Here is a 25152-nt window from a genome sequence, read left to right as displayed (position 1 = left end):
CCTTTTTTATGCGAGGAGGATTACTTGACGCCGTGCTGGGCGAACCACGCCAGCATACGCTGCCAGCCGTCTTCCGCCGCTTCGGCGTTGTAGCTGGGGCGATAGTCGGCGTTGAATGCGTGCCCGACGCCAGGATACACCACGATTTCGGCATCGGCGTTGGCGGCGCGGATCGCCTGACGCATGTTTTCCACCGTCTCCAGCGGAATGCCGCTGTCCTGCCCGCCATACAGCCCCAGCACCGGCGTTGACAAGTGCGTGGCGACATCGACCGGATGCTTCGGCGAATTCAGCGTTTTTTCACCCACCAGTTTGCCGTACCAGGCGACGGCCGCTTTCAACTGCGGGTTGTGCGCCGCGTACAGCCAGGTAATGCGGCCGCCCCAGCAAAAACCGGTGATCGCCAGCTTGCCGGCGTCGCCGCCGTGGCGGATAGCCCAGTGCGCGGCGTGATCCAGATCGGACAGCACCTGACGATCCGGCACCTTGGTCACCAGCTGCTGGAACAGCTCGCCGATATCGGTGTAGTCGTTGGCGTCGCCCTGGCGGAAATAGAGCTCGGGGGCAATCGCCAGGTAGCCCTGTTTGGCCAGGCGGCGGCACAGATCCTGAATATGTTCATGGACGCCGAAGATTTCCTGCACCACCAGCACGATGGGGAAGGGGCCGTTATGGTCGGCGGGTTTGGCGACGTAGGCCGGCAGCGCGTCTCCCTGGGAAGGAATAGTCGTTTGCCCGGCGTGAATGCCCTGTTCATCGGTGATAATCGCGGAGGCGGCCACCGGCTCGGCGGCTGGGGCGAATCCTCCCTGAGCCTGTTCTAATGTCATCACATGTTCGGTTTTCATTGCGGTCTCCGTGCAATAGAAAAAAGCGCTGAGATTAACTATAGGAAAGATTACCCATTATTGGCGCTGCGTGGCGCACTTTCGGACAAGTCGATAAAAAACGGCTAATTATCTGGCTTTACGGCATTTTTAAGCGCTTTTTATCATGTTATTACGCGTTTTGGCCCGCGTAAGTGCCATAAGGTGCGTTAGAGGGCTTTTTTGTCCCTAAACAACCGATAAGATGGGGGTATTTCGAATTGATGAGCTAAATAGTTTCAGTCGGCAACCAACGGGCAGGGAGCGGCAAGGTTTGTCGGCTAGACTGAGGTTTAGCGGTGCGTTCTGAATGCCTTATAGTGCTTTTTTGTGATAAAAATCACAAAAAATATGTAGCATGTAATTTGTTTCTCTTTTCATAGTGACTATCGTCACGAAATTAAGCGGCGATTTTCAGTAGAGTGCTTTTTTGTTCCTCCCAATAAACATGATCCATGAGGAGTCTCGTATGTCTCAGTCTGATGTTTTTCATCTCGGCCTCACCAAGAACGATTTACAAGGGGCCCAGCTTGCCATCGTGCCGGGCGATCCGCAGCGCGTAGAGAAGATTGCCAAGCTGATGGAAAATCCGGTGCATCTGGCCTCCCATCGTGAATTCACTACCTGGCGCGCAGAGCTGGACGGCAAGGCGGTGATCGTCTGCTCCACCGGCATCGGCGGCCCGTCTACCTCTATCGCGGTGGAAGAGCTGGCGCAGCTGGGCATCCGCACCTTCCTGCGCATCGGCACCACCGGCGCCATTCAGGCGAACATCAACGTCGGCGACGTGCTGGTGACTACGGCAGCGGTACGCCTCGACGGCGCCAGCCTGCACTTTGCGCCGATGGAGTTCCCGGCGGTCGCGGACTTCGCCTGCACCACTGCGCTGGTGGAAGCGGCCAAGGCCAGCGGCGCTACCACGCACATTGGCGTGACCGCCTCCTCCGATACCTTCTATCCGGGCCAGGAGCGTTACGACACTTACTCCGGCCGCGTGGTCAGCCGCTTCAAAGGCTCGATGGAAGAGTGGCAGGCGATGGGTGTGATGAACTATGAAATGGAATCCGCCACGCTGTTGACCATGTGCGCCAGCCAGGGCCTGCGCGCCGGCATGGTGGCCGGGGTGATCGTCAACCGCACCCAGCAAGAGATCCCGAACGCCGAGACCATGAAAAACACCGAAAGCAAAGCGGTGCAGATCGTGGTGGACGCCGCCCGCCGTCTGCTGTAATCACCTTCCCTGAACGGGCCGCCGACGCGGCCCGTTTTTCCATTCGCGGCTAATCTGTTACGGTGATACTCCTCAGCGCTGCGCCGATGGCCGCCGCGCGTTGTCATAACAACAACAACGAGGACGTTTATGACCGCCCAAATCCTGCTTCATCCTTCGCTTGCGCCGCTCGACGGCGGCATTAATTTCCGTGACTTCGGCGGCAACGGCGTGGCCGATGGGCGCCGCATCAAGCGCGGCCTGCTGTTCCGCTCCGGTTCTCTCGAGCGGCTGACGGAAAACGACTGCACTTTCCTCGCCGGCGTGCCGGTGCGTTCGGTGCTGGACTACCGCGATGCCGACGAAGTGCAGGCCAAACCGGATATTCTGTGGAATGGCGCCGACTATCACCACGTGCCGGCTAACCCGCTGAGCAGCGAAGTCAACGCCAACCTGGAAAAGCTCACCAACGAAACGCTGGCTGCTTTCGACGCCCGCGCGTTCATGCTGGAGCTGTATCGCCGCCTGCCGTTCGGCAACGCGGCCTATCAGCGGTTGGCGCAACTGCTGAGCAACCCCGGCGGCGGCGCGATCGTGCAGCACTGCGCGGTCGGCAAGGATCGCACCGGGGTCGGTTCGGCGCTGGTGCTGTTCGCGCTGGGGGCTGACGAAGCGACGGTGCTGGAGGACTATCTGCTGACCGAAACCACGCTGGCCGCTTTTCGCGAGCAGATGCTGGATCAGCTGTCTATCAAGCTGAATGCGGCGGCGCTGGAGCAATTCGCCTACGTGCTCAGCGCGCGCGAGGAGTTCCTGATGACGGCGCTGGGCTGCATCCGCCAACAATACGGCTCCACCGACCGCTGGCTGGAAGCGGAATACGGCCTGGGCGCGGCCCAGCGAGAAGCGCTGCAGGCGTTCTACCTCGAGTAAATTGCCGCGTGTTTAGCCGGGGTTTAACTCGCCCCGGCTTATCCTAGGCGGCGAACCATCGCGTATCAGGAGCCCCGCATTGAGCCTCAATGACGTTATCAACTGGGTCAGCGACGTCGTGCGTCAGCACGAAGGCTGGGCCATTCCCATCATCTTCTTCCTGGCGTTCGGCGAGTCGCTGGCGTTTTTGTCGCTGCTGCTGCCGGCCACGGTGATCCTGCTGGCGCTGGGCGCGCTGATCGGCGAAAGCGGCATCGCCTTTTGGCCGATTTGGGCCGCCGCCGCCGTCGGGGCATTTTTCGGCGACTGGCTCTCTTACTGGATCGGCTACCACTATCAGGATCGGGTGGCCCATATGTGGCCGCTGTCGCGCAATCCGCAGCTGCTGGCGCGTGGCCACGCCTTCTTTGAACGCTGGGGCGTGCTGGGCATTTTCATCGGCCGCTTCTTCGGTCCACTGCGCGCCGTGGTGCCGCTGGTGGGGGGCATTTGCGGCATGCCGCAGCGCTACTTCCAGTTGGCCAACGTCACGTCGGCGATGATCTGGGCGTTCGGCATTCTGGCGCCGGGGGCGTTCGGCATCAAGTGGCTCAGCCAGTGGCTGGGCTGATTTCTCGCTAAATTGCGCAGCGCCGCGCAATATTGTGCGCGGCGGGTAAAATCAGGCTGGACATCCATACAGCCTCCCCTTAACGTGACGGGCAATGGGCGTGCGAAACGCCGGAACGGCAAGGTGTAACAGGAGGCAGGGTGGATACCAGTCTGATTTATGGGATTGGCGGCGTCGCGATCGGCATGCTGTTAGGGTGGCTGATCGCCAGTCTACGAGTGCAGCAGACGAACGCGCAACATGAAACCGAACTGCGGTTGCTGGAGCAAGCGTTGCAGCAGGCGCAGCAGGAGACGGCCGTGCGGCAGGAGGCCCTGCAGCGCCACGAACAGCAGTCGCGCCAGAGCGAGCTGGAGCTGCGCAACCTGCACAGCCAGCTGGCGGCCGGGCATGAAAAACTGCAACAGCTCAACCATTGGCGCAACGAATGCGAGCTGCTCAACCAAGAGCTGCGCGCCCAGCGCGAGGTGAACAGCGCGCAGGAGGCCGAGCTGCGCGAAGTCACCATCCGTCTGGAAGAGACGCGCATGGCGGCGGAGGAGAAGCAGCGTCTGCTGATCAACAGCGAACAGCGCCTCACCACCCAGTTTGAAAACCTCGCCAACCGCATTTTTGAACACAGCGGCCGCAAGGTGGACGAGCAAAATAAGCAAAGTTTGGATCGGTTACTGCTGCCGCTGCGCGAACAGCTGGACGGTTTCCGCCGACAGGTGCAGGACAGCTTTGGCCAGGAGGCGCGTGAGCGTCACACGCTGACGCACGAGATACGCAATCTGCAGCAGTTGAATGCGCAAATGGCGCGCGAGGCCATCAACCTCACCAAGGCGCTGAAAGGCGACAACAAGACCCAGGGCAACTGGGGGGAAGTGGTGCTGAGCCGGGTGCTGGAGGCCTCCGGCCTGCGCGAAGGGCACGAGTATGAAACGCAGGTCAACGTGCGGGTCGATCATCAGAGCCGCATGCAGCCCGATGTGATCGTGCGCCTGCCGCAGGGCAAGGATGTGGTGATCGACGCCAAGATGTCGCTGATCGCCTACGAGCGCTATTTCAACGGCGAGGATGAGGCGGAGCGCGAAGCGGCGCTGAGCGAACATATCACTTCTCTGCGCGGCCACATTCGCATGCTGGGCCGCAAGGACTACCAGCAGCTGCCGGGGCTGCGTTCGCTGGACTATGTGCTGATGTTCATTCCGGTCGAGCCGGCCTTCCTGCTGGCTATCGATCGTGAACCGGAGCTGATCAGCGAAGCGCTCAAGCACAACATCATGCTGGTTAGCCCGACCACGTTGCTGGTGGCGCTGCGTACCATCACCAACCTGTGGCGCTATGAGCATCAGAGCCAGAATGCCCAGCGCATCGCCGAGCGCGCGGCGAAACTGTATGACAAGATGCGGCTGTTCGTGGACGATATGTCCGCGCTGGGGCAGAGCCTGGACAAGGCGCAGGGCAGTTATCGTCAGGCGATGAACAAACTGAGTGAAGGCCGTGGTAATCTTATCGGCCAAATTGAAGGTTTCCGCGCGCTGGGGGTTGAGGTCAAGCGGCCGATAAACCCGCTGCTGGCGCAGCAAGCCGGCGCGCAACACGATGAAGCGGAAGAGGCGAACGACGACGAGGTCGCCGCGCTGCCGCAGACGAACGACGATGATGATACCACCGGGGAACCGGGCTTCGTTTCGCACGGCTGAGGCCGTGGCGAGGTGGGGTATTCCTCGGGCTTCTGGTACACTCATCCACACAAAATTGACTGAATAGCAGGCAGGACAATGGCAGATCAATCGCAGGAAACCACCGATTTCGGTTTTCGCACCGTCGCTAGAGACGAAAAACAGGCCATGGTGGCGGACGTTTTTCATTCGGTAGCGGCAAAGTATGACGTGATGAACGACCTGATGTCGTTCGGCATCCACCGTATCTGGAAGCGTTTCACCATTGACTGCAGCGGCGTGCGCCGCGGGCAGCGCGTGCTGGATCTGGCCGGTGGCACCGGCGACCTGGCCGCCAAGTTCTCCCGCATGGTTGGCGAGCAGGGGCAGGTGGTGCTGGCGGACATCAACGATTCGATGCTGAAGATGGGGCGCGAGAAGCTGCGCGATCGCGGCATCGTCGGCAACATCAATTACGTGCAGGCCAACGCCGAGGCGCTGCCGTTCCCGGATAACTACTTCGATTGCATCACCATCTCCTTTGGCCTGCGCAACGTCACCGACAAAGACAAAGCGCTGCGTTCGATGTTCCGCGTGCTGAAGCCGGGCGGCCGCCTGTTGGTGCTGGAGTTCTCCAAACCGCTGCTGGCGCCGCTGAGCAAAGCTTACGACGCATACTCTTTCCACGTGCTGCCGAAGATCGGCGAGCTGGTGGTGAAAGATCCGGACAGCTATCGCTATCTGGCGGAATCGATCCGTATGCACCCCGATCAGGAAACCCTGAAGGGCATGATGGGCAACGCCGGTTTTGAAAACGTCACCTATTTCAACCTGACCGGTGGGATTGTCGCCCTGCATCGCGGCTTCAAGTTCTGAGAGGGAGATGCCGATGCTGTTTACCCCTCTGCTGACCGGTGCGCTGGAAACCTCGCTGAATAACCTGCTGTTTCGCGATCGCAGCATGAAAGCCGCCCGCCAACGCCTGGCGGGCAAGGTGCTGCGCATCGAACTGGAAGAGTTGGCTTCACCGCTGGTGCTGGTGTTCAGCGAACTGCGCGTGGATGTGCTGGGGCAGTCTGAAGACAGCGCCGATTGCACGGTGCGCAGCCGCATTCCCTCCTTACTGAAGCTGCGCGATCGCCAGCAGCTGCCGGTGCTGATGCGCAGCGGCGAATTGACGGTGGAAGGGGATATTCAGGTGGTGCAACAGCTGGTTGGCCTGCTCGATCTGGCGGAGTGGGATCCGGCGGAATGGCTGGCGCCCTATATCGGCGATATCGCCGCTCAAGGCATTACGCAGGCGCTGGGCAAAGGCGCTTCGTTACTCAAGGCCGGATTGATGCGTCGGCAGCAAGACATGGCTGAGGCGCTGACGGAAGAGTGGCGTTTGGCGCCGGGGCCGCTGGAAGTGGTGTGGTTCAATGAAGAAGTGGATGCGCTCGCCCGCGGCGCGGAAGCGCTGATTGCCCGCATGGATAAGCTGGAGGGCAAGCGATGACCCCAGGCGAACTGCGTCGTTTGTATTTTATCGTCCGCGTTTTTCTCAGCTATGGGCTGGACGAGCTGATCCCTAAAATGCGTTTGACGCTGCCGCTGCGCTTCGGCCGCCGGCTGCTGTTCTGGATGCCTAATCGGCACAAGGACAAACCGCTGGGCGAACGTCTGCGGCTGGCGCTGCAGGAATTGGGGCCGGTCTGGATCAAGTTCGGCCAGATGATGTCGACCCGCCGCGATCTGTTCCCGCCGCACATTGCCGATCAGCTGACGCTGCTGCAGGATCGGGTGGCGCCTTTCGACGGTGCGCTGGCGCGCAAGCATATCGAGCTGGCGATGGGCGGCCCGCTGGAAACCTGGTTCGACGACTTCGAGCAGCAGCCGCTGGCGTCCGCCTCGATCGCGCAGGTGCATACCGCGCGGCTGAAAACCACCGGCCAGGAAGTGGTGCTGAAGGTGATCCGGCCGGATATCGGGCCGATTATCAAAGCCGACGTGCGCTTGATGTACCGGCTGGCAGGCTGGGTGCCGAAGCTGTTGCCGGACGGTCGCCGCCTGCGTCCGCGCGAAGTGGTACGCGAGTACGAGAAAACCCTGCTGGACGAATTGAACCTGCTGCGCGAAGCGGCCAACGCCATTCAGCTGCGTCGCAATTTCGACGGCAGCCCGATGCTGTACGTGCCGGAAGTCTACTCCGACTACTGCCGCGAAAGCGTGTTGGTGATGGAGCGTATCTATGGCATTCCGGTCTCGGACATCGCCACGCTGGAGCAGCAGGGCACCAACATGAAACTGTTGGCGGAACGCGGCGTTCAGGTGTTCTTTACCCAGGTATTTCGCGACAGCTTCTTCCATGCGGACATGCATCCCGGTAATATTTTCGTCAGCTACGAACATCCTGAAGATCCTTGCTACATCGGCATCGACTGCGGCATCGTCGGTTCGTTGAACAAGGATGACAAACGCTATCTGGCGGAAAACTTCATCGCCTTCTTCAACCGCGATTACCGCAAGGTGGCGGAACTGCACGTCGACTCCGGCTGGGTGCCGCGCGACACCAACGTGGAAGACTTCGAATTCGCCATCCGTACCGTGTGCGAACCGATTTTCGAGAAGCCGCTGGCGGAGATCTCCTTCGGCAACGTGCTGCTGAACCTGTTCAACACCGCGCGCCGCTTCAATATGGAAGTGCAGCCGCAGCTGGTGTTATTGCAGAAGACCTTGCTGTATGTTGAGGGGTTGGGGCGTCAGCTTTACCCGCAGTTGGATCTGTGGACCACCGCCAAGCCGTTCCTCGAGAGTTGGCTGCGCGATCAGGTCGGCATTCCCGCCGTGGTGCGCGCGCTGAAAGAGAAAGCGCCGTTCTGGGCGGAGAAACTGCCCGAACTGCCCGAGCTGTTTTACGACAGCCTGCAGCAGCATAAACTGTTGCAACAAAGCGTTGATAAGCTGACCAACCAGATGCAGGCTCAGCGGGTTCGTCAGGGGCAGTCACGTTATTTGTTCGGCGTTGGCGCTACACTGTTGGTAAGCGGCACGCTGTTGCTGCTGGGGCAAATCGAGGTGTTCCCTGCCTGGATGATGGCCGCCGGCATCGTATGCTGGGTGATTGGCTGGAAGCGAACCACCTGATTTAATTCGTTACTCTGGTAAAGTCGGCTCTATAATGCGGGCTGGCTTTAAAAGACCCCTTAAAATTAGAGGTAATTAAAATGGGCGGTATTAGTATTACGCAATTGTTGATCATCGCAGTGATCGTGGTGCTGCTGTTCGGTACCAAAAAACTGCGCACGCTGGGTTCCGATCTCGGCGCCTCGATCAAGGGCTTCAAAAAAGCGATCGGCGACGATACGCCGTCGACCCCCAACACGGCTGAAAAAAGCAGCCTGGATGACGCTGATTTCTCGGCCAAGCCTATTACCGATAAGCAGCCGGAAGTGAAACCGGAAGAGTCGAAGAACAAAGAGCAGGTATAAACCGTGTTTGACATTGGGTTTAGTGAGCTGCTGCTGGTGCTGGTGATCGGCCTGGTTGTTCTGGGGCCGGAACGCTTGCCGGTTGCGGTCAGAACGGTATCGGGCTGGATCCGCGCGCTGCGCTCGCTGGCGGCCTCGGTGCAGCACGAACTGTCTCAGGAGCTGAAACTGCAGGAGCTGCAGGACAGCCTGAAGAAAGCCGAACAGGCCGGCCTGCAGAACCTGACGCCGGAGCTGAAGGCGTCGATGGATGAGCTGAAAGACGCGGCGGAATCTTTGAAACGCACCTACCGGGGCGAGAAAGAAGAGCTGGCGAACACCATCCATAATCCGCAGGTCACCGATCCGGAAGCCTTGCACGACGGCGTGACGCCGGCTGAAGCGGCAACCCGCGCCAGCGCGCCCGCCGCTGCGCCACAACCGCCAGCGGAACCTGAAGCCGTCGCGCCCGTGTCACCGGTGCCGCCAGTGACGGCGCAACCCGCTAAAGCGCCGGTGGAAACCGCGTCTGCTCCTGTCGAACCTGTTGCGGATAAAACCCCAGCGTCTCACCAACCTAGTGGCGATCGTTAATACATGGCTGTTGAAGATACCCAACCCCTTATCAGTCATCTGATAGAGCTGCGCAAGCGGCTGTTGAACTCGATTATTTGCGTGCTGGCGGTGTTCGTGGTGCTGGTATTTTTCGCCAACGACATTTACCAGCTGGTTTCTGCGCCGCTGCTCAAGCAGTTGCCGGCCGGCGCGAGCATGATCGCCACCGACGTGGCGTCACCGTTCTTTACCCCGATCAAGCTGACCATGATCGTCTCGGTGTTCGTCTCTGCGCCGATGATTCTGTATCAGGTATGGGCGTTCATCGCGCCTGCGCTGTACAAGCATGAACGCCGCCTGATGATGCCGCTGCTGGTGTCCAGCAGCCTGTTGTTTTACCTCGGCATGGCCTTCGCCTACTTCATCGTGTTCCCGCTGGCCTTCGGCTTCTTCGCCAAGACCGCGCCGATGGGGGTGACCATTGCGACCGACATTAAAAACTACCTCGATTTCGTCATGGCGCTGTTTATGGCGTTTGGCGTCGCCTTCGAAGTGCCGGTCGCCATTATTCTGCTGTGCTGGAGCGGCGTCACTTCGCCGGACGACCTGAAGAAGAAACGGCCGTATGTGCTGGTCGGCGCGTTTGTGGTCGGCATGTTGTTGACGCCGCCGGACGTGTTTTCGCAAACCTTGTTGGCGATACCGATGTATCTGCTGTTTGAAGTGGGGGTGTTCTTCGCTCGCTTCTATACCGGCAAACGCCGTCCGCAGGCGGAAGACGACGACGAGGGTGACGAACCCCCAGCGCCTTGATCCACATTGATTGCGAAGCCGCCCATAGGGCGGCTTTTGCTTTGGGAAAAACCATGTTTGATATTGGCGTTAACCTCACCAGCAGCCAATTCGCCAAAGACCGCGAGACCGTGGTGGAGCGCGCCCGCGCGGCGGGCGTTACCGGGATGTTGATTACCGGCACCGATCTGTCTGAGAGCCGCGAGGCCGCCAAACTGGCGCAGCAGCATGCGGGCTATTGCTGGTCCACCGCCGGTGTGCATCCGCATAACGCCAGCAGCTGGGATGAACGCAGCGCCGAGCAGATTTATGCCCTGGCCGCCGGCTCAGAAGTGGTGGCGATCGGTGAATGCGGTCTGGATTTCAACCGCAACTTCTCGACGCCGGAGCAGCAGGAAGCGGCGTTCAGCGCGCAACTGGCGCTGGCGGCGGAGTTGGCGCTGCCGGTGTTTCTTCACTGTCGCGACGCACACGCACGTTTTGCCGAGCTACTGACGCCGTGGTTGGATAAACTGCCCGCGGCCGTGGTGCACTGCTTCACCGGCACCGCCGAAGAATTAGCAAGCTGCCTGTCGCTGGGCCTGTCGATCGGGATTACCGGTTGGGTCTGCGACGAGCGGCGCGGTCTGGAATTGCGCGCCCTGCTGCCGCAGATCCCGGCCGAGCGTCTGCTGCTGGAAACTGACGCCCCTTATCTGTTGCCCCGGGATTTACAGCCTAAACCCGCATCTCGCCGCAACGAACCCTGTTTCCTGCCCCACATCGTGCATCAGGTCGCCGTCTGGCGGCAGGAAGAGCCGCAATGGCTGGGGCAAAAAACCGATGAGAACGCCCGCCGGCTATTCCGGCTGGTTTGAGCTAGGAGAAAACTATGAGCTATGCATTTCCGGGCACCTTTCCTGGTCGCCGTATGCGCCGCGTGCGCCGTCATGACTTCAGCCGCCGTCTGGTCGCCGAGAACCAACTGACGGTCAATGACCTGATTTATCCGGTGTTCGTCATGGAAGGCAGCAACCGCCAGGAAGAAGTGGCCTCGATGCCGGGCGTATCGCGCATGACGATCGATCTGCTGGTCAAGGAAGCGGAAACCATCGCCAAACTCGGCGTGCCGGTGATCTCCCTGTTCCCGGTGATTGAACCGGGCTTGAAGTCGCTGCATGCGGAAGAAGCCTATAACCCGGAAGGGCTGGTGCAGCGCACGGTGCGCGCGCTGAAAGACGCTGTGCCTGAGTTGGGCATTCTGACCGACGTAGCGCTCGATCCCTACACCACCCACGGTCAGGACGGGGTGATCGATGAGCAGGGCTACGTGATTAACGACGTGACCAAAGACATTCTGGTGCGCCAGGCGCTGTCTCATGCCGAAGCGGGCGCGGAAATCGTGGCGCCGAGCGACATGATGGACGGCCGTATCGGGGCGATCCGCGATCGTCTGGAACTGCAGGGCCTGGTGAACACCCAGATCATGGCCTACTCCGCCAAGTACGCTTCTTGCTATTACGGTCCATTCCGCGATGCGCTGGGCTCCAGCGGCAACCTGAAAGGCGGCAACAAAAAGACCTATCAGATGGATCCGGCCAACAGCGATGAAGCGCTGCAAGAGATTGCGCAGGATCTGCAGGAAGGCGCGGACATGGTGATGGTGAAACCGGGCATGCCTTACCTGGATGTGGTGCGCCGGGTGAAGGATACCTTCGGCGTGCCGACTTTCGCTTATCAGGTGTCCGGCGAGTACGCCATGCACATGGCGGCGATTCAGAACGGCTGGCTGCAGGAGCAACCTGCGGTGATGGAGTCGTTGATGTGCTTTAAACGTGCCGGCGCCGACGGCGTGCTGACCTACTTCGCCAAGCGTGTCGCCCAATGGCTGCATGAAGAAGCGCTGCGCCGCTAAGCGCGATACCGTAAAAAAGGCGCCTGAGGGCGCCTTTTTGCATTACATTTTCTGGAATTGCCGATTGTCGATGCTTTGACTGACCTGTTTGTTGATCAGGTTGAGCAACAGCATCGAGCGGGCCTCGCCGTCCGGCTCGGTGTAGATCGCCTGCAGCCCTTCGAATACGCCGTCGACGATCAGAACGGTATCACCCGGCTGCGGGGTTTCCGGATCGACGTAGGTCTCGCTGGTGTGCGTGCGCAGCTCATCGATCACCTTGCTCGGGATGACGCTCGGCAGCGCGCCGAAACGCACGAAGTGGCTGACGCCGCGGGTGGCGCTGATGGTGGTGGTGTGAATGCGCTCCGGGTCGAACTCCACAAACAGATAATTGGGAAACAGGGGTTCGCTGACCGCGATGCGCTTGCCACGCACGATTTTTTCCAGCGTGATGATCGGGCTGAGGCAGTTTACCTGCTGCCGCTCCAGATGTTCCTGCGCTCGCAACAGCTGACCGCGTTTGCAATAAAGTAGATACCAGGATTCCATAATTTCACATGCCTTTCTGCCAGCCGGTAAGCATATCAAAAGCTATTCCGGATACATAGTGATGCAAGTTTCAGCATGTAACATCGCCTATCTTTCTGAATCTACGGCTATTAGCGAGGGGTCACACACTTATCGATACGGCGCTGGTATAACAGAGGGCTAAAAATTTGTTACCGTCACAGTATGGCAAGGCGTTGCGCCGCCGGCTGTGACGCTATTCATCGTTTTTGACCGAGGGGAGAAAAATGGAGCTGTTTCTGTTGAGCAACGGCAAGCTGTCTGGCGAAGCCGAGCTGCTGGGGTACGCCAAAAGCCAACTGCTGGCGATGATTGCGCGCCGCGGCATCAAATCCGCCGTCTTTATCCCTTACGCGCTAATCCGTTACGACTACGATCGGCGCGCGCAGGAGCTGGCGCAAACATTGGGCATTGAAGTCACCAGCATTCACCACGCCGCTTCACCGGCGGCGGCGATTGCGCAGGCCGAATGCATTTTGGTCAGCGGCGGCAACACCTGGTTGCTGAACCAGATGCTGCATGAACAAAGCCTGATCGTGCCTATCCAGCGCGCGGTGCGCGAGCGTGAAGTGCCTTACGTCGGCTGGAGCGCAGGTTGCAACGTGGCGACGCCGAGCATTCGCACCACCAATGACATGCCGGTGCGCTGCAGCGTGGTATTGCCGGCGCTGGGGTTGTTCCCGGTGCAGATTAACCCGCATTACATCGATGCGCACATCAGCGGCCACATGGGCGAAACCCGTGACGAGCGTCTGGCTGAGTTCTGCGCGATCAACCCGAGCGAATCGGTCGTGGCGTTGCGTGAAGGCAGTCTGTTGCACGTTGAAGGCAATGCGCTACGTTATTTCAGCGCCAACGGGCAGGGTTTTAAGGTGTTCCGCCACGGCGAAGAGACGCGCGAATATCAGGATACGCGCGCACTGGCTGCGCTGGTGCCGTTCAACTGCGGCTGAGGGCGGCGTTAACAAAATTGCAGCAACAACCTTGAAGAGGGCTTATAATGCCCTCCCCACTGGCCGCTATAATGATCAGCATGAAATACCGTGACTTACGCGATTTCCTCTCGTTGCTGGAGAAGAGAGGGGAACTAAAACGCATCAGCCAGCCGATCGATCCTTACCTGGAAATGACGGAAATTGCCGATCGCACCCTGCGGGCGGGCGGCCCGGCACTGCTGTTTGAAAACCCGAAAGGGTACGACATGCCGGTGCTGTGCAACCTGTTCGGTACCGCCAATCGCGTGGCGATGGGCATGGGGCAGGAAGACATCAGCGCGCTGCGCGAAGTCGGCAAACTGCTGGCTTTCCTCAAAGAGCCGGAGCCGCCGAAAGGTTTCCGCGATCTGTTCGACAAAATACCGAAGTTCAAGCAGGTGCTGAACATGCCGACCAAGGTGCTGGGATCCGCGCCTTGTCAGGAGCAGGTATGGCAGGGCGATGATGTCGATCTGGGCCGCATTCCGGTGATGCACTGCTGGCCGGAAGACGCCGCGCCGCTGATCACCTGGGGGCTGACGGTGACCCGCGGCCCGCATAAGGAACGGCAAAACCTCGGTATCTATCGCCAGCAGGTGCTGGGCAAGAATAAAGTGATTATGCGCTGGCTGTCGCACCGAGGCGGCGCGCTGGATTTCCAGGAGTGGTGCCAGGCGCACCCCGGCGAGCGTTTCCCGGTCGCGGTAGCGCTGGGCGCCGATCCCGCCACTATCCTCGGCGCGGTGACGCCGGTGCCGGATACCCTATCTGAATACGCCTTTGCCGGGCTGCTGCGCGGCAATAAAACCGAAGTGGTCAAGTGCCTTTCCAACGATCTGGAAGTGCCCGCCAGCGCTGAAATCGTGCTGGAAGGCTATATCGAGCCGGGTGAAATGGCGCCGGAAGGCCCCTACGGTGACCACACCGGTTACTACAATGAAGTCGACCAGTTCCCGGTATTCACCGTCACGCACATCACCCAGCGTCGCAACGCGATTTACCACTCGACCTACACCGGCCGGCCGCCGGATGAGCCGGCGATCCTGGGCGTGGCGCTGAATGAAGTGTTCGTGCCGATCCTGCAAAAACAGTTCCCGGAAATCGTTGATTTCTATCTGCCGCCGGAAGGGTGCTCGTATCGCCTGGCGGTGGTGACCATGAAAAAACAGTACGCCGGCCACGCGAAACGCGTGATGATGGGCGTCTGGTCGTTCCTGCGGCAGTTTATGTACACCAAATTTGTTATCGTCTGTGACGATGACGTCAATGCGCGCGACTGGAATGACGTGATTTGGGCGATCACCACACGAATGGATCCGGCAAGGGATACGGTTCTGGTGGAGAATACGCCGATCGACTATCTGGACTTCGCCTCGCCGGTTTCCGGACTGGGTTCGAAGATGGGGCTGGACGCCACCAACAAATGGCCGGGTGAAACCGATCGCGAATGGGGCCGTCCGATTCAGATGGATGAAAAGGTACGTGCGCGCGTCGACGAAATCTGGGATGAGCTCGCAATTTTCAGTGACAGGGAACCGACGTTATAGCGTCAGGCCCTGTTCTCAGCTTTGCATTGATGACCCGACAGAGGGAACGCATGACAATATTGAGCTGTAAAGTGACCTCGGTAGAGGCCATTACCGATACGGTTTATCGGGTACGTCTGGTGCCCGAGCAGCCGTTTTCTTTCAAGGCAGGGCAATATCTGATGGTGGTGATGGACGAGCGCGACAAACGTCCGTTCTCGCTGGCATCAACCCCGACGCAGCAAGATTACATCGAGCTGCATATCGGTGCTTCGGAGCTGAATCTGTACGCCATGGCGGTGATGGATCGCATTCTGAAAGAGCAGGCGATCACCGTCGATATGCCGCACGGCGACGCCTGGCTGCGGGAAGAGGGCAGCCGTCCGCTGGTGCTGATCGCCGGCGGCACCGGCTTCTCCTATGCGCGCTCAATCCTGTTGACCGCGTTGGAGCAGCAGCCCGATCGCGACATTTCCATCTACTGGGGCGGGCGTGAGCTGAAGCACCTGTACGATCTGAGCGAGCTGGAAGCGCTGTCGGTGCAACACCCGAACCTGAAGGTGATCCCGGTGGTCGAGCAGCCGGAGGCTGAATGGCGTGGCCGCAGCGGCACCGTGCTCAGCGCGGTGTTGCAGGATTTCGGCACGTTGGCGGAACATGACATCTACATCGCCGGGCGTTTCGAGATGGCGAAAATCGCCCGCGAGCGTTTCTGCGCCGAGCGCGGCGCGCAGGAAGCGCATATGTTTGGCGACGCGTTTTCGTTTATCTGACAGTGGCGATGCGCAGTGAACGGGGTGGCCGAGGGTCGCCCCGTTTTTATTTGGGCGTCGGCAAATTTCAGGCATAAAAAACCCGCCCCTGACAGGCGGGAAGAACGGCAACTAAACTTGGCGGGATGCCGCGATTTGAAGTGGTGACGCGATCATCCCAAGATAGACACAGCTAAACGCGTTCAAACACGGTGGCGATACCCTGGCCCAGGCCGATGCACATGGTCGCCAGGCCGAACTGCGCGTCGCGACGTTCCATGTTGTTCAACAGGGTGGTCGAGATGCGGGAGCCGGAACAGCCCAGCGGGTGGCCTAGCGCGATGGCGCCGCCGTTCAGGTTAATCTTGTCGTCGATGCTGTCCATCAACCCCAGATCCTTGATGCACGGCAGCGACTGGGCGGCGAACGCTTCGTTCAGCTCGAACAGATCGATGTCCTGCACGCTCAGACCGGCGCGTTTCAACGCCAGCTTGCTGGCCGGCACCGGGCCGTAGCCCATGATGGAAGGATCGCAGCCGACGACCGCCATCGAGCGAATACGGGCGCGGGCTTTCAAACCGAGCGCTTTGGCGCGTGATTCGCTCATCAGCAGCATGGCGGAAGCGCCGTCCGACAGAGCGGAAGAACTGCCGGCGGTGACGGTGCCATTGACCGGATCGAACGCCGGGCGCAGAGCCGACAGGCTTTCGACGGTGGTTTCCGGGCGGATGACTTCATCAAAATCGTAACGGGTCAGCACGCCGTCGGCGTCGTGGCCGTTGGTCGGAATGATCTCGTTTTTAAAGTAACCCGCCAGCGTCGCCGCATGTGCGCGTTGGTGGGAGCGCGCGGCGAACTCATCCTGCATCTGGCGGCTGATGTTGTGCATCTTGGCCAGCATTTCAGCGGTCAGCCCCATCATCCCGGCGGCCTTGGCCACGCTGCGGCTCAGGCCCGGATGGAAATCCACGCCGTGGTTCATCGGCACATGGCCCATGTGTTCCACGCCGCCGATCAGGCTGATGTGCGCGTCGCCAACCATGATGGCGCGCGCCGCGTCGTGCAGCGCCTGCATCGAAGAGCCGCACAGGCGGTTGACGGTCACCGCCGGCACGCGGTGCGGGATCTCGGCCAGCAGCGCGGCGTTGCGGGCGATGTTGAAGCCTTGTTCCAGCGTCTGCTGCACACAGCCCCAGTAAATGTCATCGATCTCGTCGGCGTTCAGCGCCGGGTTGCGGCTTAGCACTTCACGCATCAGATGAGCGGAGAGATCTTCGGCGCGCACCTGGCGGAAGGCGCCGCCCTTGGAGCGGCCCATCGGCGTGCGTACGGCATCAACAATAACTACGTTTTCCATCTTTATGACCTCATGCCGGTTGGCGGGTTGCGACGTCGGACAGCGGTGTCGCCACCGGGTAGTAGCTTTCATTGCGTTCGGCCTTGGCGCGCAGACCGGCCGGCACCTGATACAGGGCACCGAGGTGTGCGTAACGCTGGGCCAGCTCAACGTAGTTGGCGGTGCCGAGCGTATCCAGGTAGCGGAACGCGCCGCCGTGGAACGGAGGGAAACCGATGCCGTAGACCAACGCCATATCGGCTTCGGCCGGGCTGGCGACGATCTTCTCTTCCAGGCAACGCACCACTTCGTTGATCATCGGGATCATCATGCGCGTAACGATCTCTTCGTCGCTGATGGTCTGCCGCGGTTGGCTCACTTCGGCCAGCAGTGCATCGGTCTGCTCGTCGTTGTCCTTGCGCGGCTTACCTTTGTTGTCCTGGCTGTAGCGGTAGAAGCCCAGCTGGTTTTTCTGACCGAAGCGCTGGTTGTCGAACATCACGTCAATGGCGTCGCGATAGTCTTTGCTCATGCGCTCCGGGAAGCCGGCCGCCATTACCGCTTGCGCGTGGTGTGCGGTGTCGATGCCCACCACGTCGAGCAGGTAGGCCGGGCCCATCGGCCAACCGAACTGTTTTTCCATCACTTTATCGATCTGACGGAAGTCGGCGCCGTCGCGCAGCAGCAGGCTGAAGCCGGCGAAGTATGGGAACAGCACGCGGTTGACGAAGAAGCCCGGGCAGTCGTTCACCACGATCGGCGTTTTGCCCATGCGGCCGGCGTAGGCCACCACTTTGGCAATGGTCTCGTCGCTGGTTTGTTCGCCGCGGATGATTTCGACCAGCGGCATACGGTGTACCGGGTTAAAGAAGTGCATGCCGCAGAAGTTTTGCGGACGCTTCAACGATTTTGCCAGATGATTAATCGGAATGGTCGAGGTGTTCGACGCCAGAACGGTGTCTTCGCCGATCAGGTTTTCCACTTCCGACAGCACGGCGGCTTTGACCTTCGGGTTCTCCACGACCGCTTCGACGATCACCTGCGCGCGCTCGATGCCGGCGTAGTCCAGCGTCGGCTGAATGGTCGACAGCACCTGCGCCATTTTCAGGCCATCCAGCTTGCCGCGTTCCAACTGCTTATTGAGCAGCTTGGCCGCTTCGTTCATGCCCAACGTCAGCGATTTGTCGCTGATGTCCTTCATGATCACCGGCACGCCTTTCAACGCCGATTGGTAAGCAATGCCGCCGCCCATGATGCCGGCGCCCAACACCGCCGCCTGTTTCGGCGCGTCCACATTCTTGGCCAGCTTTTTCGCCTGGCCCTTCACGAACTGATCGTTAAGGAAGATGCCGACCAGCGCACGCGCTTCGTTGGAGCGCGCCAACGGCACGAAGCTGGCGGTTTCCAGTTTCAGCGCTTCATCGCGGCCCAGCTTGGCGGCGGCTTCAATGGTTTTCACCGCGGTCATCGGCGCCGGGTAATGTTTGCCGGCGGTCTGCAGCACCATGCCTTTGGCGGTGGTGAAGCTCATTGCTGCCTCGATCGGGCTGAGCTTCAGCGGCTCCAGCTTCGGTTGACGCGCGGCGCGCCAGTTCAGCTTGCCGTCGATCGCCTGTTGCAGCATGTTGAGCGCGGCTTCGGCCAGTTTTTCCGGCGCCACTACCGCATCGACCAGGCCGACTTTCAACGCGTCTTTGGCGCTGACGTCTTTGCCGGCGGCGATGATTTCCAGCGCGCTGTCGTTACCCAGCAGGCGCGGCAGGCGGACGGAGCCGCCGAAGCCCGGCATGATGCCCAATTTGGTTTCAGGCAGGCCGATGCGCGCGTCCGGTGAGGCGACGCGGAAATCGGTCGCCAAAATGCATTCGCAACCGCCGCCGAGCGCATAGCCGTTAATGGCAGAAATGGTCGGCACCGGCAAATCTTCCAGCCGGTTAAAGACGTTGTTGGCGAATACCAGCCACTCTTGCAGCTTTTCAGCCGGCGCGGCGAACAGAGAAAGGAATTCGGTGATATCGGCGCCGACGATAAATGCGGCTTTGGTGGAGCGCAGCAGCAGCCCCTTGAGCTCTGGCTGGTTTTCCAGCACGGTGAGCGCTTCGCCCAGGCTGGCGACGGTGCGGGTGTCCAGCTTGTTGACCGAGCCCGGTGCGTTGAACACCAGCTCGGCGATGCCGTTATCGAGCCAGTGCAGTTGTAATGTTTCGCCTTGGTAGAGCATGTCTATCTCCTGAATCAGCGTATGATCTGGTATGACCAGATGAAGAGGAGTGTGGTTTTTATGTTAACAATATGCAAATGAGAGATTGCATTTTTGCTGGTCGGATCACATGTTGCCAAGTTAGTTTTTTGATTTGAAACGAAGTTATATTTTATGTGCTATCGGCATTTGCCGGAGCTTGTCGGCCTTCATACACTTGCTCGCAGCGAATGATCATTCAGACGAGGTTACGCATGACTAAGGCAGCTTGTGTTAAACGCAGCGGCTTATGGAGCATTCCCGCCAGAACCATGACGCTGGCGTGTCTGTTGGTGTTTATGGCGCAAATGGCGACGACCGTGTACTTGCCTTCGTTGCCGACGGTGATGCGGGAGCTGGCGATGAGCCGGCGCGCCACCGAGCTGTCCATTTCAATCTTCGTCATCGGCGCCGCCTTGCCGGTGCTGTTTTGGGGCGCGGCCGCCGATCGCTTTGGCCGCCGCGCGCCCCTGACGCTGTCTTTATTTCTTTTCATTGGCTGCAGCGGGCTGTTGGCGCTGTGCAGCAACGGCGCCCAATTGCTGACGCTGCGTGCGCTGCAGGGCGTGGGTGCCGGCGGTGCGGCGATCATCGCGCGCATCATCGTGCGGGATAACTGGAGCGGGGACGAACTGGCGCGGCGTCTGTCGGTGCTCTCCATCGCCTTTATCACCGCGCTGGGCGGCGGTCAGTTTATCGGCGGCCTGCTGAGCCAATATGCGCACTGGCAGATGGGCTTCGTCCTGATGGGCGCCACCGGTTTGATCATTCTGGCGCTGATGGTGACGCTGCCGCTGGAGGCGGGACGGGCAGGGGGCGTGCGCCCGGCGATGGCGGCAACCTACTTTGCCATCCTGCGGCGGCCTGGGTTCTTTTGGCCGGCCTGTGTCGGCGGGCTGGGGTTTGCCACCACGGTGACACTGCAGGAAGTGAGTCCGTTCGTGATGCAGCAGGAGTTTGGTCTCAACGTCACGGCGTTCGGCGCCCTGGGACTGGTGATCGGCGTCGCCTACTTCAGCGGGGCGTTGACGGTGAACCGTACGGTGGCGCGTCTCGGCGGGATAAAACTGATGCAGGCCGGCAGCGGCATCGTGGCGCTGGCGACGGCGGCGATCCTGCTGTTGTGGTGGAGCGGCGTCCTGGCCGGCCTTTCCGGCATGGCGCTGTTCATCGCGCTGTATTGCCTGACCATTTTTGGCCAGGCGGTGCTGTTTCCCAACAGCATGGCGATGGCCGTCAGCGATGCCAAAGAGTACGGCGCTTATGCGATGGCGCTGTGTGGCTTTCTGCAGCAGTGTCTGGCAGGCGTCGCCGCGGCCGGCGCGGTGTTGTTGGAACACCATGGCCTGTGGGCGCTGGCGATAGCGCTGCTCGGTTTGGGCGGCTGGTTAATGGTTAAGCTGCGGATGTAACGGCATTTGCAGGGAATTGCGAGCTGCTCCGCAGGCCCAACGCGATGAGGTTGGTGCCTCGGAGCGCTGTGTTAAGATGGCTTCTTTCGTGCTAAGGCATAAGGGTACTGTGATGGAAACGCTGGCTTCTTTGTATAACGACCACCTGGCAGAACTGCAAAAACGCGCGCGTGAAGTGCTGGAACGCAACAAGTTGGATGCGCTGCTGATTCACTCCGGGGAACTGCAAAAGGTATTTTTGGACGACCATAGCTACCCGTTCAAAGTGAACGCGCATTTCAAAGCCTGGGTGCCGGTGACATCGGTGCCGAACTGCTGGTTGTGGATAGATGGCGTCAACAAGCCGAAGCTGTGGTTCTACTCCCCGGTTGACTACTGGCACAGCGTAGAGCCGCTGCCGAACAGTTTCTGGACCAAGTCCCTCGAATTGATGCCGCTGGCCAACGCCGATGCGATCGCGCAGCAGCTGCCGCCGCAGCGTGAGCGCGTCGGCTATATCGGTTATGCCCAACAGCGCGCCCGCGATCTCGGCATTCCTGCGGAAAACATCAACCCGAAAGCGGTGCTGAACTACCTGGATTTCCACCGTTCGATTAAAACCGGCTATGAGCTGGCCTGCATGCGCGAAGCGCAGAAGACGGCGGTAACCGGCCATCGTGCCGCGCATGAGGCCTTCCTCTCCGGCATGAGCGAGTTCGACATCAATCTGGCCTACCTGACGGCTACCGGCCACCGCGATACCGATGTGCCTTACGACAACATCGTGGCGTTGAACGAGCACGCTTCGGTGCTGCACTACACCAAGCTGGATCATCAGCCGCCGGCCGAGTCCCTGAGTTTTCTGATCGACGCCGGCGCGGAATATAACGGCTACGCCGCCGATCTGACGCGTACCTATGCGGCGCAAAGCGGCAGCGAGTTCGCTCATCTGGTGAAAGATCTCAATAGTGAACAGCTGGCGCTGATCGACACCATTAAAACCGGCGTGCGTTACACCGACTATCATGTGCAGATGCACCAGCGCATCGCCAAGCTGCTCAAGAATCACAAACTGGTGAATGGCCTCAGCGAAGAGGCGATGGTCGAAACGGGGATCACCACGCCGTTCCTGCCGCACGGGTTGGGCCATCCGTTGGGCCTGCAGGTGCACGACGCCGCCGGTTTTATGCAGGATGAGCAAGGCACCCATCTGGCGGCGCCGTCCAAGTACCCGTTCCTGCGTTGCACCCGCGTGTTGCAGCCGGGCATGGTGTTGACCATCGAACCGGGTCTGTACTTCATCGAGTCTCTGTTGGCGCCGTGGCGCAGCGGCGAGTTCAAGCAGCACTTCGCCTGGGATCGCATCGATGCGCTGAAACCGTATGGCGGTATTCGCATCGAAGACAACATCGTGATCCATGAAAAGCGCATCGAGAACATGACGCGCGATCTGAACCTGGCTTGATGCGGCCGTACCCGATACCGGCGGAAGCAACCTGCTTTACCGAAGAGATAAAGAAGAGCCGTTTCATCACCCTGCTGGCGCCGACCGGCGGGGTGGAGGCGGCAAAGGCGTTTATTCAGCAGGTGCGGGATGAGCACCCGGCGGCGCGGCACCACTGTTGGGCTTTCGTCGCCGGTAGCCCCGATGATTCGCAGCAGCTGGGGTTCTCCGACGATGGAGAACCGTCGGGTACCGCCGGCAAACCTATCCTCGCGCAGCTGATAGGCAGCGGTATCGGTGAAGTGACCGCCGTAGTCGTTCGGTACTACGGCGGTGTCAAGCTGGGCACCGGCGGACTGGTGAAAGCTTATGGCAACGGTGTTCAACAGGCATTGAAGCAGCTGGCGCTGGTGCAAAAGGTGCCCGAAGCCGAATATATCTTGCAGTGCGACTATGCGCAGTTGGCGCTGGTGGAGAACTTGTTGCAGCAAACCGCAGGTCGGATCCTGCAGGGCGAATACGGCGTCGCCGTCGTGCTGCATTTGGCGCTGCCGGCGACTGAGGTCGAGCTGTTTGGGAATAAATTGCGTGATCTCAGTCGCGGTAATTTGCAATTAACCCCCATTTCGCAATAATTCCTCCCAATTGAATTGCTAAGGATCGTGCTGAAATGCATTTTCGCGCCATAACCCGTATCGTTGGTCTGCTGGTCATCTTGTTCTCTGGGACGATGTTTATTCCCGGCCTGGTGGCATTGATTTATCGCGATGGGGCGGGGCGAGCGTTCAGCCAAACGTTCTTCGTGGCGTTGACCATCGGGCTGATGCTGTGGTGGCCGAACCGTAAGCAGAAACACGAGCTGAAGCCGCGTGAAGGTTTCCTGATCGTTGTGCTGTTCTGGACCGTGCTGGGCAGCGTGGGGGCATTGCCGTTCCTGTTTTCGGAACGTCCTAATTTGTCGCTGACCGACGCCTTCTTTGAATCCTTCTCGGGATTGACGACTACCGGCGCAACGACGCTGGTGGGGCTGGACTCGTTGCCTAAGGCCATCCTGTTCTATCGCCAAATGCTGCAATGGATGGGTGGGATGGGGATCATCGTGTTGGCGGTGGCGATACTGCCGATACTCGGCGTCGGGGGCATGCAGCTGTATCGGGCGGAAATGCCCGGGCCGCTGAAAGATAACAAGATGCGTCCGCGTATTGCCGAAACCGCCAAAACCCTGTGGCTAATCTATGTGTTGCTGACCGTCGCCTGTGCGCTGGCGCTCTGGGGGGCCGGGATGTCGGTATTCGACGCCATCGGCCACAGTTTCTCGACCATCGCCATTGGCGGGTTTTCTACCCACGATGCCAGTATCGGTTATTACGCCAGCCCGACCATCAACACCATCATTGCCGTGTTCCTGCTGATTTCCGGCTGTAACTACGGTCTGCACTTCGCTTTGCTAAGCGGCCGCAGTCTGAAGGTCTATGGGCGCGATCCTGAATTCCGCATGTTTATCTTCGTTCAACTGACGCTGGTGGTGGTGTGCACGTTGGTGCTCTGGGGACATGGCGTCTATAAGAGCGGTATGGAAACGCTCAATCAGGCGTTCTTCCAGGTGGTATCGATGGCGACCACGGCCGGTTTTACGACCGACAGCATCGCCAAGTGGCCGCTGTTCCTGCCGATGCTGTTGCTGTGTTCGGCATTCATCGGCGGTTGCGCCGGTTCGACCGGCGGCGGCCTGAAGGTGATCCGTATTCTGCTGTTGTACCTGCAGGGCTCGCGCGAATTGAAAAGGCTGGTGCACCCCAACGCGGTCTATACCATCAAATTGGGCAATCGCGCACTGCCGGAACGTATTCTGGAAGCGGTGTGGGGATTCTTCTCCGCCTATGCACTGGTGTTTATCGTCAGCATGCTGGCGATCATTGCGACCGGCGTTGATGATTTCTCCGCGTTTGCCGCAGTGACGGCAACGCTGAATAACCTTGGTCCTGGTCTGGGCGTGGTGGCGGACAACTTCACCACGATGCCAGCGGCGGCCAAGTGGATCCTGGTGGTGACGATGCTGTTCGGGCGCCTGGAAGTGTTTACATTGCTGGTGCTGTTCACGCCAACCTTCTGGCGTGAGTGAGCCTGTTATAAGGAGTACGCCATGAAGGCATTGATACTTTATTCGAGCCGTGACGGGCAAACACGTGCTATCGCTTCTTATATAGCAAGCAAATTGCAGGATACGCTGCGCTGTGAGGTGATCGATCTGCTGCAGGCGGAACCGATCGACCTTAGCCAGTATCAGCAGGTGATAATCGGCGCTTCTATTCGCTACGGGCACTTTAACCCGGCGCTGGATAAATTCGTTAAACGTCATGCCGAGCAGTTGAATCGGATGCCGAGCGCATTCTTTGCCGTCAACCTGACCGCGCGCAAACCGGAAAAGCGTTCGCCGCAAACCAACGCCTATACCCGTAAGTTCCTGTTGGCGTCGCCGTGGCAGCCAAAACAGTGCGCGGTATTTGCCGGGGCGTTGCGTTATCCACGTTATCGCTGGTTCGATCGCATCATGATTCAATTTATTATGCGTATGACCGGTGGAGAAACGGATACCAGTAAGGAGGTTGAGTACACAGATTGGCAGCAAGTCGATCGTTTCGCCCAGGAATTTAGCCAGATTCAGTACGAAAAGTGACGAAAATGCGGGTTTGGCCAGCGTTTTGCCGAAAAAATCCGCGCTTGAAAAGTTTTTTGCATTTAGGGGTTGCGGCCCGCCGAGAACTCCCTATAATGCGCCTCCACTGACCGGGAACAACGACTGACAAGCCGCCGGGTCAGCGAGAGGAAAGCGAAATAAACGCTTGACTCTCCGGGTGAAAAGCGTAATATACGCCACCTCGAGTTAGCAAGCGAAAGCGCCTAACTCACTGCTCTTTAACAATTTATCAGACAATCTGTGTGGGCACTCCACAAGACGATATCCAGCATCTTCGGATGCAAAAAA

Annotated in this window: 24 protein-coding genes; 20 read left to right on the top strand and 4 right to left on the bottom strand. The window is 59.6% G+C overall.

All coding sequences use genetic code 11. The features are described from left to right. Positions 1-20: 20 nt before the first annotated feature. The gene (locus tag J9788_RS17155) at positions 21-848 is read right to left on the bottom strand and encodes a dienelactone hydrolase family protein (protein ID WP_046898861.1); all 828 of its coding nucleotides are present in this window, start codon (positions 846-848) and stop codon (positions 21-23) included. A 487-nt stretch (positions 849-1335) separates the two neighbouring features. Between J9788_RS17155 and udp the strand changes: the two genes are divergently transcribed. The 12 genes from udp to hemB all read left to right on the top strand — a co-directional run bounded on the left by udp (position 1336) and on the right by hemB (position 11955). Then, entirely contained in the window at positions 1336-2097 is a 762-nt protein-coding gene (gene udp, locus J9788_RS17150) for a uridine phosphorylase (protein ID WP_004934432.1), read from the top strand. Positions 2098-2226: 129 nt separating this feature from the next. Next, complete coding sequence (locus J9788_RS17145; protein WP_046898862.1) at positions 2227-3009, top strand: tyrosine-protein phosphatase; 783 nt, start codon at positions 2227-2229, stop codon at positions 3007-3009. Between the two features lie 79 nt (positions 3010-3088). Then, the gene (locus J9788_RS17140) at positions 3089-3619 is read left to right on the top strand and encodes a DedA family protein (RefSeq protein ID WP_019455291.1); all 531 of its coding nucleotides are present in this window, start codon (positions 3089-3091) and stop codon (positions 3617-3619) included. Positions 3620-3759: 140 nt separating this feature from the next. Next, positions 3760-5307 (top strand): DNA recombination protein RmuC, encoded by a 1548-nt coding sequence (rmuC, locus tag J9788_RS17135; RefSeq protein ID WP_182265663.1) that lies wholly within the window; start codon positions 3760-3762, stop codon positions 5305-5307. 78 nt (positions 5308-5385) lie between these two features. Then, complete coding sequence (ubiE, locus tag J9788_RS17130) at positions 5386-6141, top strand: bifunctional demethylmenaquinone methyltransferase/2-methoxy-6-polyprenyl-1,4-benzoquinol methylase UbiE (protein WP_004934443.1); 756 nt, start codon at positions 5386-5388, stop codon at positions 6139-6141. A 13-nt stretch (positions 6142-6154) separates the two neighbouring features. Then, a complete protein-coding gene (locus J9788_RS17125) occupies positions 6155-6763 on the top strand; it encodes an SCP2 domain-containing protein (protein WP_046898864.1) in 609 nt (202 codons plus the stop codon). Continuing rightward, positions 6760-8391 (top strand): ubiquinone biosynthesis regulatory protein kinase UbiB, encoded by a 1632-nt coding sequence (gene ubiB / locus J9788_RS17120; RefSeq protein WP_182265664.1) that lies wholly within the window; start codon positions 6760-6762, stop codon positions 8389-8391. The genes J9788_RS17125 and ubiB overlap by 4 nt, the downstream gene beginning before the upstream one ends. Before the next feature lie 80 nt (positions 8392-8471). Further along, positions 8472-8735 carry a Sec-independent protein translocase subunit TatA gene (tatA, locus tag J9788_RS17115; RefSeq protein ID WP_004934452.1) on the top strand — a complete coding sequence of 88 codons (264 nt, stop codon included), beginning with the start codon at positions 8472-8474 and terminating at the stop codon, positions 8733-8735. Between the two features lie 3 nt (positions 8736-8738). Continuing rightward, positions 8739-9308: a Sec-independent protein translocase protein TatB gene (gene tatB, locus J9788_RS17110; RefSeq protein WP_046898865.1), complete on the top strand. Its 570-nt coding sequence runs from the start codon at positions 8739-8741 to the stop codon at positions 9306-9308. 3 nt (positions 9309-9311) lie between these two features. Beyond that, positions 9312-10082, top strand: a complete 771-nt coding sequence (gene tatC / locus J9788_RS17105; protein WP_046898866.1) for a Sec-independent protein translocase subunit TatC — start codon at positions 9312-9314, stop codon at positions 10080-10082. Positions 10083-10135: 53 nt separating this feature from the next. Beyond that, positions 10136-10918 carry a 3'-5' ssDNA/RNA exonuclease TatD gene (tatD, locus tag J9788_RS17100; RefSeq protein WP_182265665.1) on the top strand — a complete coding sequence of 261 codons (783 nt, stop codon included), beginning with the start codon at positions 10136-10138 and terminating at the stop codon, positions 10916-10918. A gap of 14 nt (positions 10919-10932) precedes the next feature. Continuing rightward, positions 10933-11955 (top strand): porphobilinogen synthase, encoded by a 1023-nt coding sequence (gene hemB / locus J9788_RS17095; RefSeq protein WP_042783470.1) that lies wholly within the window; start codon positions 10933-10935, stop codon positions 11953-11955. 42 nt (positions 11956-11997) lie between these two features. Here the strand turns inward: hemB and rfaH are convergent, their stop codons facing one another. Then, on the bottom strand, positions 11998-12486 hold the full coding sequence (gene rfaH / locus J9788_RS17090; RefSeq protein ID WP_033644965.1) for a transcription/translation regulatory transformer protein RfaH: 489 nt from the start codon (positions 12484-12486) through the stop codon (positions 11998-12000). A gap of 245 nt (positions 12487-12731) precedes the next feature. On the opposite strand from rfaH, the gene pepE reads away from it, so the two are divergent. From pepE to fre, 3 genes are read left to right on the top strand one after another with little or no spacing between them, the layout of a single operon-like run. After that, entirely contained in the window at positions 12732-13457 is a 726-nt protein-coding gene (pepE, locus tag J9788_RS17085) for a dipeptidase PepE (RefSeq protein ID WP_033644964.1), read from the top strand. 47 nt (positions 13458-13504) lie between these two features. Beyond that, positions 13505-15025: a 4-hydroxy-3-polyprenylbenzoate decarboxylase gene (gene ubiD, locus J9788_RS17080; protein ID WP_182265666.1), complete on the top strand. Its 1521-nt coding sequence runs from the start codon at positions 13505-13507 to the stop codon at positions 15023-15025. Positions 15026-15075: 50 nt separating this feature from the next. Next, positions 15076-15777 (top strand): NAD(P)H-flavin reductase, encoded by a 702-nt coding sequence (gene fre, locus J9788_RS17075; protein WP_033644962.1) that lies wholly within the window; start codon positions 15076-15078, stop codon positions 15775-15777. A gap of 172 nt (positions 15778-15949) precedes the next feature. Here fre and fadA read toward each other — a convergent pair whose 3' ends face one another. Together fadA and fadB are read right to left on the bottom strand one after the other, a co-directional pair. Continuing rightward, positions 15950-17113, bottom strand: a complete 1164-nt coding sequence (fadA, locus tag J9788_RS17070; RefSeq protein WP_033644961.1) for an acetyl-CoA C-acyltransferase FadA — start codon at positions 17111-17113, stop codon at positions 15950-15952. Between the two features lie 10 nt (positions 17114-17123). Beyond that, positions 17124-19313, bottom strand: coding sequence for a fatty acid oxidation complex subunit alpha FadB (fadB, locus tag J9788_RS17065; RefSeq protein WP_046898869.1), 2190 nt, complete (start codon positions 19311-19313; stop codon positions 17124-17126). A gap of 233 nt (positions 19314-19546) precedes the next feature. On the opposite strand from fadB, the gene J9788_RS17060 reads away from it, so the two are divergent. The 5 genes from J9788_RS17060 to hemG all read left to right on the top strand — a co-directional run bounded on the left by J9788_RS17060 (position 19547) and on the right by hemG (position 24843). Continuing rightward, positions 19547-20743, top strand: a complete 1197-nt coding sequence (locus J9788_RS17060) for an MFS transporter (RefSeq protein WP_182265667.1) — start codon at positions 19547-19549, stop codon at positions 20741-20743. A 112-nt stretch (positions 20744-20855) separates the two neighbouring features. Continuing rightward, positions 20856-22187, top strand: a complete 1332-nt coding sequence (gene pepQ, locus J9788_RS17055; protein WP_046898871.1) for a Xaa-Pro dipeptidase — start codon at positions 20856-20858, stop codon at positions 22185-22187. Continuing rightward, positions 22187-22801 carry an IMPACT family protein gene (locus tag J9788_RS17050; RefSeq protein WP_182265668.1) on the top strand — a complete coding sequence of 205 codons (615 nt, stop codon included), beginning with the start codon at positions 22187-22189 and terminating at the stop codon, positions 22799-22801. The genes pepQ and J9788_RS17050 overlap by 1 nt, the downstream gene beginning before the upstream one ends. A gap of 35 nt (positions 22802-22836) precedes the next feature. Beyond that, on the top strand, positions 22837-24288 hold the full coding sequence (gene trkH / locus J9788_RS17045; RefSeq protein ID WP_004934492.1) for a Trk system potassium transporter TrkH: 1452 nt from the start codon (positions 22837-22839) through the stop codon (positions 24286-24288). A gap of 21 nt (positions 24289-24309) precedes the next feature. Continuing rightward, entirely contained in the window at positions 24310-24843 is a 534-nt protein-coding gene (gene hemG, locus J9788_RS17040; protein WP_182265669.1) for a menaquinone-dependent protoporphyrinogen IX dehydrogenase, read from the top strand. The last annotated feature ends 309 nt before the right edge of the window (positions 24844-25152 follow it).

The organism is Serratia sp. X10, assembly GCF_017811775.1.
Taxonomy (GTDB): domain Bacteria; phylum Pseudomonadota; class Gammaproteobacteria; order Enterobacterales; family Enterobacteriaceae; genus Serratia; species Serratia ureilytica.
This window is presented reverse-complemented; position numbering and strand designations above follow the sequence as displayed.